Origin of the sequence: Saccharopolyspora sp. NFXS83 (genome assembly GCF_026241095.1) — a bacterium.
In the GTDB taxonomy this organism is placed as follows: domain Bacteria; phylum Actinomycetota; class Actinomycetes; order Mycobacteriales; family Pseudonocardiaceae; genus Saccharopolyspora_C.
Genome location: NZ_JAPFGB010000002.1, coordinates 79429 through 89921 on the forward strand (window position 1 = coordinate 79429; position 10493 = coordinate 89921).

A 10493-nucleotide genomic window follows, 5' to 3' on the forward strand; every position below is an offset into this window, starting at 1 on the left:
TCATCTCTCCAGTAGTCCGGCGACGGCTTCCGCCGTGCCCGGAGCGCGCAGCAGATCCCGGTGCTCGACGTCGAAGCGCAGCTCATCGGCGATCTTGATGGGGGCGATGCCCTCGGTGGCCCGCATCCGGTTCAAACCGCTGCCCGTGCTGGCCGAAGTGATCACGGTCGCCCGTTCCCACCCGGGACGGGGGTCGAGCCGGGCCGCCACCCCGAGGTAGCTCAGGAACGAACCGACCAGGCCGACCAGTTCGTCCGCGTAGTCCTCGCCCAGTCCGGCGCGGGTGAACGCGGCGGCGCCCACCGGCCGGAACGCGGCGAACAGCGCACCGGCGAATCCCGCGGGATCCGCGCCGGGCGACTCCGCCAGCCCCTGGGCGGTCCGCGACAGCTCCTCCACCTCGCGTTCGCTCAGCACCGAGGTCATGTTCCCGATCACCCTGCCGAACTGGAGGTGCACCGTCGGCACGTCGACCAGTTCCGGGTCGAACACGATCACCTGGGGCGCGATCTCCTGCGATCGGGCGAGTTCCGCGGCCAGCGCACCGGCGAACACCGAGCCCGCGCAGTAGCCCAGCACGGCCCGCACCGCGCGCCCGCTCGCGCGGACCTCGGCCAACCAGGGTTCGAGGTAGTCCGCCGGGGAGTACTCCGCGTCCGGGGTGCGCTGCGGCGCGACGGTCTGCCACAGGGCGCAGTCCGGGCGCAGACCTGGCGCCAGTTCGGCGAACCCGCCCTCGTTGCGCCCGGTCACCGGGAAGTCTGCGGCGAGCACGACGTCCGCGGTGGGTGCGTCTGCGGTCGGGACGGCGTCGCGCACGACGCTCCACACACCGGGATCAGGCATCGGTGGTTCTCCTGTTTTTCAGGCATCGAACAGGTGGGATTGAATCGCAGCATAATGAGCTCTCGACGAGCTTGTCCAGATCTTTCGCGGCGCACCGGAAACAGTGCTCGAAGGCAGATCTCCGACGTTCCGTCAAGCACTCCAGAACTACAGTCGAACAGCGCGGAACAGCAATTATCCCAGGTCCCACGCGCCCGGTAGCACCATTCTCCAATGCAGTCGAAAATGCCACGAGAACGCCTTCCGAAAATAAGCGAAAGCCAGGGATGGGCTTCCGATTCCCCGGCCGGAACGCTTCCGTTCCGACCGGGATCCCCCTTCCGGCGCGGCGCTATTCGGCGGCGGACTCCCCCTCCGCCATGAGATCGGCCGCCAGTCGCCCGGCCAGCTCGCGAGGTGTGGGGCACTCGTAGAGCACATCGGCGGGCAGCGCCAGCCCCGTCGACCGGGTCAGGTGATCGCGCAGCTCGATCGCGGTCACCGAAGACAGGCCGAGGTCGAAGAACTCCTCGTCCGGTCCGATCAGCTCACCGCCGGAATGTCCCAGCACCGCCGAGGACAACTCGACCACTCCCCCGAGCACGACCTCCGGCCAGTCCGCCCTGGGCAGCTCCGCAAGGCGGCGGCGCAACCGGTCCGGTTCGGCCTCCGCCACGACCTCATCGCCCTCAGCTGCGCACTCCCCGGTGGACTCCTGCTCCTGGAACGCGGTGGACAGTCGGACGACGGGGTGCCCGGCGTCGAGGATGCCGGGCAGCGCTGCCGCGAGCGCCGCCGACCGCAGCTCGTCGGCGCACACCGAGACGACGGCTCGCCCTCGCAGCGCACGGGTCCGCGCGATCCCGTCGAAGAACTCCGCGACCTCGGGGGCGCCCGGCTCGGACAGCAGCACCAGCACCGCGCACCCCTCGTCCAGCGCACGCACGAGCCGCGAGGCCCCTTCCAGGTCGTCCGCCGCGCGGGCGCGGAGGATCGCGGTCGGCGGCGGATCGGTAGGCAGGCCCGCGATCAGTTCCGCCACCCGTCCCGGCTCCGCCGCGTGCGGCTCACCCTGCGCGGCACTGCCGCCGAGCGGCACGCAGCGGGCGCCCGAATCGGCCAGCGCACGGGAGAACTCCTCGTCCACGCCGCTGAGGAGCACCGTTCCCCGTGATCGCCACGTTCCGGCACCGGCGATCGCCGGCTCGACCTCGGTCGTCCTGCGGACGAACGCGCCCTCCGCTCGCAGCGCCAGCTCCCGTTCCCCGGTGAGCAGCGCGGCGCACAGCCGAGAGCGCAGCGCACCGTCCACGACGTCCGGGAGGTCGACGGCCCCACCTGGAGCCGCCCACAACGCCGCGTGCGCGGCGGACACCGGCGGATCACCGGCCGACACCACCGCCCCGCGCCTGGTCAGCGACCACAGTGGAACCGGTTGATCACCGGTGTGCGCGCGGCCCGGGAGGCACGCCACCGGCCGGTCCTGCAAGGCCAGCAACGAAACCACTGCGACGACCGCCGGTGGGACGGCGACCTCGCCGGTCTCGTCGGCGAACACCACCCCGACGTCGGCGCCGTGCCGCGCGAGCGCTCCGGCGATCGGGTCCGCGAGCTCGCGGCCTTCACCTACGGCGGGCGCCACCACGAGGTGCTCGCCTACCAGGACCGGGTCGTCGGTCAACTCCAGCGGAGCCCATTCGACCGCGCTCAACCGCACTCGCTCCCGCGGTGCGCGGACTCGCGCCAACGCGGCCAGCACCTCGGTCGCCGGTTCGTCCCCGCGCAGCCCGAGCAGCCGCAGCGCGGCCTCCGGATCGGTACCGGCCAACCGCACCGGATCAGCGGCGGGCTCGGGCCGCGCGGTGGCCCGCGGCCAGTAGCGGCGGTGCTGGAACGCGTACCGGGGCAGCTCGACGCGCCGCGCCGAGGTGCCCGCGAACATCTCAGCCCAGTCGACGTCGACTCCCCGGACGTGCAGCGCGCCCAAGGCGTCTCCCACCGACCGCACCTCGTCGCGGTCGCGCCGCAGCAACGATGCGACCGGTATCTCGTCGTCGGTCCAGTGCTCGCGGGCCTGCGGGCCCAGCACCGCGTCCGGCCCGACCTCCAGCACCGCGCTCGCCCCCGACTTCCGCAATTCGTCCAAGGCGTCCGCGAACCGGACGGTGCCGCGCAACTGCTGCACCCAGTACTCGGGTGCCGTCATCTTCTCGGCGGTGCGCACCGTCGAGACGATCGGGATCTCCGGTTCGGCGAAGGTGACGCCCGCGGCGACCTCGCGGAACTCCGCCAGCAGCGGATCGACGTGCGGGGAGTGGAATGCCGCGGTGGTCCGCAGCCGACGGGTCCGGTACCCGTCGCCGGCCAACCGCTCCGCCAGCTCGAGCACGGCCGTCTCGTCACCCGACAGCACCACCGACTCCCGGCCGTTCACGGCCGCGATGTCCACTTCGGACTCAAGTCCGGCCAGCAGGGGGCGCACCAGCCGTTCGGAGGCCCGGACCGCCACCATCGCAGCGTTCGCGGGCAGGGCCCGCATCAGCCTGCCGCGTGCGGCGACCAACGCCGCCGCGTCCGGCAACGCCACCATGCCCGCGACGTGCGCCGCGACCAGCTCGCCCACCGAGTGACCGGCCAGCAGGCGCGGCCGGACACCGCATCGCCGCAGCAGCCGGAAGGCCGCCACTTCCAGGGCGAACAACGCGGGCTGGGCGTACTCGGTGCGATCGAGCAGCGCGCCGTCGTCCACGACCTCGCGCAGCGGACGCGGCAGGTGCCGGTCGAACTCGGCGCACACCTCGGCGAAGGCCGACGCGAACGCGGGGAACCGCTCGGCCAGCCCACGCCCCATCCCGGCCCGTTGGCTGCCCTGGCCGGTGAACAGCAGCGCGGTCCGGTGCCGTCCTGCGACACCGCGCAGCACCGAGGGCGCGACGCGGTCGTGCGCCAGCGCATCCAGCGCCGCCCGCAACTCGTCCGCGCCCGAACCGGTGAGCACCGCGCGGTGGCGCAACGCCGCTCTGCCCGTGGCCAGCGAGCGGGCCACGTCAGCAGGCGGCCGGTCCGGTTTTCCGTCCACATCGGACAACAATCGGGATGCCTGGTCCCGCAACGCCTCCGGCGAGCGCGCGGACAGCAGCCACGGGAGGGAGCCGCACTCGCGGTCCTCCGAGGCCGGTTCGGCCTCCGGGGGCTGTTCCAAGATCACGTGCGCGTTGGTGCCGCTGATGCCGAACGACGACACCGCGCCCCGGCGCGGTCGTCCCCGCTCCGGCCACGGCACCTGCTCGGTCAGCAGCCGCACACCACCGGTGCTCCAGTCGACGTGCGGTGACGGGGTCGCGGCGTGGAGGCTTCGCGGGAGCGTCCCGTGCCGCAGCGCCAGCACGGTCTTGATCACCCCGGCGACTCCCGCCGCGGCCTGGGTGTGCCCGAGGTTCGACTTCACCGAACCCAGCAGCAGCGGTTCGGCCGCGGCGCGGCCCTGTCCGTAGGTCGCCAGCAGCGCGCCCGCCTCGATGGGGTCGCCCAGCGTCGTTCCCGTGCCGTGCGCCTCGACGGCGTCGACTTCGGACGGTTCGAGTCCTGCGGTGGCCAGCGCCTGTTCGATCACCCGTTGCTGCGCCGGGCCGCTGGGAGCGGTCATCCCGTTGCTGGCTCCGTCCGAGTTCACCGCGCTGCCCCGGACCACCGCCAGCACCTCGTGCCCGAGCCGCCGCGCGCGCGACAGCCGCTCGACGAGCAGCACCCCTGCCCCCTCGGACATCCCGGTGCCGTCCGCGCCGGCGCCGAACGGCTTGCACCGACCGTCCGGGGCGAGCCCGCGCTGCCTGCTGAACTCGACGAACACGGCGGGCGTGGACAGCACGGTGACCCCGCCCGCCAACGCCATCGAGCACTCCCCGTCTCGGACCGCCCTGGCGGCCAGGTGCAGCGCCACCAACGACGACGAGCACGCGGTGTCCACCGTCAGCGCGGGCCCCTGCAAGCCGAAGGCGTAGGCGATCCGCCCCGACAGCACACCACCGCCGACCCCGGGAGCGAGGAATCCCTCCGCGTCCTGCCCGTCGAGGTGGGCGCCGTAGTCCTGGTACATCATCCCGGCGAACACCCCGGTGCGGCTGCCGCGCAGCGCTTCCGGATCCATCCCGGCGTCTTCGAACGCCTCCCAGCTCGCCTCCAGCAGCAGCCGTTGCTGCGGATCCATCGCCAACGCCTCGCGCGGCGAGATGCCGAAGAACCCCGCGTCGAAGTCGGCGGCACCAGCGACGAAACCGCCCCGGTCGACGTAGGAGGTGCCCGGGTGGTCCGGGTCCGGGTGGTGCAGCCGGGCGAGATCCCAGCCCCGGTCGTCCGGGAACGGGCCGATCGCATCACCGCCCGAGCTCAGCAGTTCCCAGAAGTCGGCGGGCGTGCCGATCCCGCCCGGGAAGCGGCAGCTCATCCCGACGATCACCACCGAGTCCTCGGCCGGAGCGGGTGGCAACGACCGCGGCACCACCGCGTCGCTCGGTGCCGCCGCACGGCCCGCGAGCCCGATGCGCAGGTGGCCGGCGAGCGCGGCCGGGGTCGGGTGGTCGAACACCACGGTGGCGGGCAGCCGCAGCCCGGTCGCCGTGTTCAACCGGTTGCGCAGCTCGACCGCGCTCGCCGAACCGAACCCGAGGTCCTTGAAGGCTCGATCCGCGCCGACCTGATCCGGCGCGGTCAACCCCAGCACGGCGGCGGCGTGCGCGCCGACCAGCTCCAACAGCACCGCTTCCTGCTCCTCGGGCACCAGCGCCGCGAGCCGTCCGGCCAGGTCGGACACCGCGCCCGCACCCGCCTGCACTACCCGTCGGGCGGAAGTGCGCACGAGCCCGCGCAGCAGTGGTGGCACGCCGTCCGGCTGGGCGCGCAGCGCCGCCGGGTCGATCCGCAGCGGCACCAGCACCCGCTGCGCGGTGCCGAGCGCGGCGTCGAACAGGGCCAACGCGTGCTCGGCCGACATCGCGGGGAACCCGGACCGGTCGAACCGGGCGCGATCGGCGCCACCGGTCATCTCGCTCTCCGCCGCCCACAGGCCCCAGGCCAGCGACGTGGCCGTGCCGCTGCGGGAGGCGAGCGCGTCCAGCGCCGCGTTCGCCGCGGAATAGGCGGCCTGGCCGAGACCACCCAGCAACCCGGCCGCCGAGGAGAACAGCACCAGCTTCGCGCCGGGGACGACTTCGGCCAGGGCTAGCGCCGCGTCCACCTTGGGGCGCAGCACGGCGGCCAGCCGCTCCGGGGTCAGCTCGGCGGCCAAGGCGTCGTCGAGCACTCCCGCCGCGTGCACCACCGCGGTCACCGGACGGGCCGCGGCCCGCACCGCGTCGGCGAGCTGCGCGCGGTCGGCGACATCGCAGGCGCGCGTCGTCACGTGAGCCCCCAGCCCGGTCAGCTCCTCGGTGAGCTCGCTGACGGCGGACGGACCCCGGCGGCTGAGCAGCAGCAGGTGCCGGACCCCCCGTTCGCGCACCAGGTGCCGGGCGACCAGCCCGCCCAAGGTGCCCGCGGCTCCGGTGATCAGCACCGTGCCCTCAGGATCCCAGCAGTCCACCACCGGAGCCTCGACGTCCACTTTGGATAGACGGGGTACCCGGACGACGCCGCCGTGCACGGCGAGCTGCGGCTCCCCGCTGGCGAGCGCGGCGGGCAGCGGCTCCGCATCACCGGCCACGTCCAGCAGCACGAAGCGATCCGGGTGTTCGAGCTGAACCGAACGCAGCAGCCCCCACACGGCGGCGCCGCCGACGTGCTCGACCACCGGGCCCGCGCCGCGACTGGTCACCACGACCAGCACGGAACCCGCGAACCGCTCCTCCGCCAGCCAGCACCGCACGGTGGCCAGCGCCCACTCGGCGGCCTCCCCCGGCGCCGAACCCTCCGGCGCACCGACCAGAACGGTCCCGGCGACCGGACCGGACGCGGCCAGCGCTGCGAAGTCCGGAACCCGGCGCACCGGAGCACCGGCCGACTCCCACGCCGCGACGTCGACCCCGTCACCGACCAGCGCGACGGGCGTGACCGGTGCGGGCCCCGTGGGCAATGCCGCCCACTCCAACCGCAGCAGATCGTTCGCGGTCACGGCCGGGGCGCTGCTCGACTCCCGCAGGGTGAGGGAATCCACCGATGCCACGGTGGCCCCCGTCGCGTCGCCCGCCCACACCCGCACCGAGTCGCTCCCGGCCGGGGTGAGCCGGACCCGCAGGGCGTCCGCTCCGACGGCGTGCAGCCGGACCCCGCTCCACAGGAACGGCAACCACGGCCGTGCGCCGGAGCCCGAGGTGAACCCGCCCAGCGCGACCGGATGCAGCGCCGCGTCCAGCAGCGCGGGGTGCAGCCCGAATCCGGAGGCGTCCGGGCCGGGCAGGGTCGCCTCGGCGAAGATCTCCTCCCCGCGCCGCCAGACTCCGCGCAGGCCGCGGAAAGCGGGTCCGTAGGTCAGCCCCACTTCGGACATGCGCTCGTGCAGGTCCGCCGCGTCGACCGGCTCGGCCCCCTCGGGCGGCCACTGCTGCTCACCGGGCGGTTCTCCGACCCCGCCGGGGGCGAGCACCCCGCTCGCGTGCTCGATCCACGAAGTGCCGTCCACGCAGCCGTGCAGGGAGAACGCCCGGCGTCCGCCGGGTTCGGGAGCACCGACCGCCAGGTGAATCCGCGCGGCGCCACCGGACGGCAGCACCATCGGGGCCTGCAAGTTCAGCTCGTCCAGCAGGTCGCACCCGGTCTCGTCTCCCGCGCGCAACGCCATCTCGACGTAAGCGGTGCCGGGCAGCACGACGGCGCCCTGCACGACGTGGTCGGCGAGCCAGCCGTGGGTGGCCACGGACAACCGGCCGGTCAGCACCACGCCCTCGCCGTCGGCGGCGGGCACGATCGCGCCGAACAGCGGGTGCTCCACCGCGGTGAGCCCGAGCGCCGAGGCGTCACCGCCCGCGGCACCCGCCACCCAGTACCGCTCCCGCTGGAAGGCGTAGGTGGGCAGCTCGACGCGGCGGGCGGCGGGGAACACCGCGCTCCAGTCCGGACGGACCCCCCGCACGTGCAACTCCGCCAGCGCGGTCAGGACCCGCTCCATGCCGCCCTCATCGCGGCGCAGCGTGGCGACGACGACCGCCTCGGATCCGGCGGCGTCGACGGCTTCTTGCGCGCCGAACGAGACCACGGGATGGGGCGAGACCTCCACCAGCGCGGTGCAGCCCCGGTCGAGCAACGCCGTCACCGCCGAGTCGAACCGCACGGTTCGGCGCAGGTTCCGGTACCAGTACTCGGCGTCCCACGCGGCGGCTTCCACCCATGAACCGTCCACCGTGGAGTAGAACGGGATCTCGGGAACGCGGGGAGCCACCGGGGCGAGGTCCGCCAGCAGCCGCTCCCGGATGGCCTCGACGTGCGCGGAGTGCGACGGGTAGTCCACGTCGACGCGGCGGGCGCGCACGCCCCCGGCCTCGCACTCGGCGAGCAGTTCGGTCAGCGCATCCGGATCGCCGGAGACCACCACGGATCGGGGGCCGTTGATCGCGGCCAGCGACAGGCGGTCCACCCACCGCGCGGTCAGGTCGGCGCATTCCGCGGCGGACACCGCCAACGACACCATCCCTCCCCTGCCGGACAGCTCCAGCAGCGCCCGGCTGCGCAAGGTGACGACCCGAGCGGCGTCCTCCAGCGACAACGCGCCCGTGACGCAGGCGGCGGCGATCTCGCCCTGGCTGTGGCCCGCGACGGCGGCCGGTCGGACGCCCAGCGACCGCCACAGCTCGGCCAGCGACACCATCACCGCGAACAGCACCGGCTGCACCACGTCGACCCGGTCCAAGCCGGGTTCGCCGGGCGCGCCGCGCAGGACCCCGGCCAGCGACCAGTCGACGAACGGCCGCATCGCCCGCTCGCACTCGTCCAACCGATCCCGGAACACCGGTGCGGACTCCAGCAGGGCGGCGGCCATCCCGGTCCACTGCGACCCCTGGCCCGGGAACAGGAACGCCACCTCCCCCGCAGGGCCGGTGGTGCCTTCCACGACCGCAGCCGACGGAACGCCGTCGGCGAGGCTCGCGAGGCCGCGCAGGGTGCCGTCACCGTCCTCGCCCACCACGACCGCGCGGTGCTCCCACGCGGTGCGGGTCGTCGCCAGCGAGAGACCGATGTCCGCGGTGGCGACACCGGGATGCTCGGTGACGAACCCGTGCAGCGCCGCGGCCTGCGCGCGCAGCGCCGCCACCGACCTGCCGGAGACCACCCACGGCCACGGTCCCGAGCTCACCTCCGGTGCCGCGTCGTCCGCGGACTCCGCCTGTTCGAGGATCACGTGCGCGTTGGTGCCGCTGACGCCGAACGACGACACCGCGGCCCGGCGCGGCCTGCGCACCGGCGGCCAGGGCGCCGGTTCGGTCAGCAGCCGCACCTGGCCGGACCTCCAGTCCACGTGCGGGCTCGGTTCGCCGGCGTGCAGCGTCCTGGGCAGTTCCCCGTGCCGCATCGCCAGCACCATCTTGATGATTCCGGCGACACCGGACGCGGCCTGGGTGTGCCCGATGTTGGACTTGACCGACCCCAGCCGCAGCGGGTGCTCCCGCTCCCGCCCGTAGGTGGCGAGCACGGCCTGCGCCTCGACCGGATCGCCCAGCGGCGTTCCGGTGCCGTGCGCCTCGACCGCGTCCACCTCCGCGGTGGACAGGCCCGCGTCGGCCAGCGCCGCGTGGATGACCCGCTGCTGAGCCGGCCCGTTCGGTGCGGTCAGGCCGTTGCTGGCGCCGTCCGAGTTCACCGCCGTGCCGCGCACCACCGCGAGCACCGGGTGGCCGAGGCGGCACGCGTCCGCCAGCCGCTCCACTGCCAGCACGCCGACGCCTTCCGCCCAAGCGGTGCCGTCGGCGGCGGCCGAGAACGACTTGCAGCGGCCGTCCGGGGCGAGGCCGCGCTGCGCGCTGAACTCCACGAACGGGTCCGGTGTCGCCAGCACGGTGACGCCACCGGCCAGCGCGAACGAGCACTCGCCCCGGCGCAGCGCCTGCACCGCCTGGTGCAACGCCACCAAGGAGGACGAGCACGCGGTGTCCACGCTGACCGCCGGTCCCTCCAGGCCCAGCTCGTAGGCGACGCGGCCGGAAACGACGCTTCCCGCGCCGTAGCTGCCCGCGTAGTCGTGGTACATCACCCCGGCGAACACGCCCGAGTTGCTGCCCCGCAACGAGGTCGGGTCGATCCCCGCACCTTCCACCGCTTCCCACGCCACTTCCAAGAACAGGCGTTGCTGCGGGTCGGTGCGCTCCGCCTCGCGGGGGGCGATGCCGAAGAACCCTGCGTCGAACCAGGCCGCGTCGTGCAGGAACCCGCCCTCGCGGGTGTACGTGGTGCCGGGGTGCCCCGGCTCGGGGTGGTAGAGCCGCTCCAGGTCCCAGCCGCGGTCGGTGGGGAACGGGCCGACCCCGTCGCCGCCGGAGGCCAGCAGGTCCCAGAACCGCTCCGGCGTGTTCGCCCCGCCCGGATAGCGGCAGCCCATGCCCACGATGGCGACCGGTTCCGCCGCACGCAGCTCGACCTCCCGCAGCCTGGCGCGGGTCACCTGCAGTTCCGAGGTGACCCGCCGCAGGTAGTCGCGGAGCTTGTCCTCGTTCGTCATCGGATCCTTCTCCTCGTGGCCACCGCCG

The 10493-nt window shown here is 74.0% G+C and carries 1 protein-coding gene and 1 pseudogene; both read right to left on the reverse strand.

Going from position 1 to position 10493, the window contains the following annotated elements; genetic code table 11:
* Entirely contained in the window at nt 1–846 is an 846-nt protein-coding gene (locus OOZ19_RS02870) for a hypothetical protein (protein WP_266087909.1), read from the reverse strand.
* 385 nt (nt 847–1231) lie between these two features.
* A pseudogene (locus OOZ19_RS02875) lies at nt 1232–10453 on the reverse strand (SDR family NAD(P)-dependent oxidoreductase); the annotation flags it as partial.
* Nucleotides 10454–10493 lie beyond the last annotated feature (40 nt).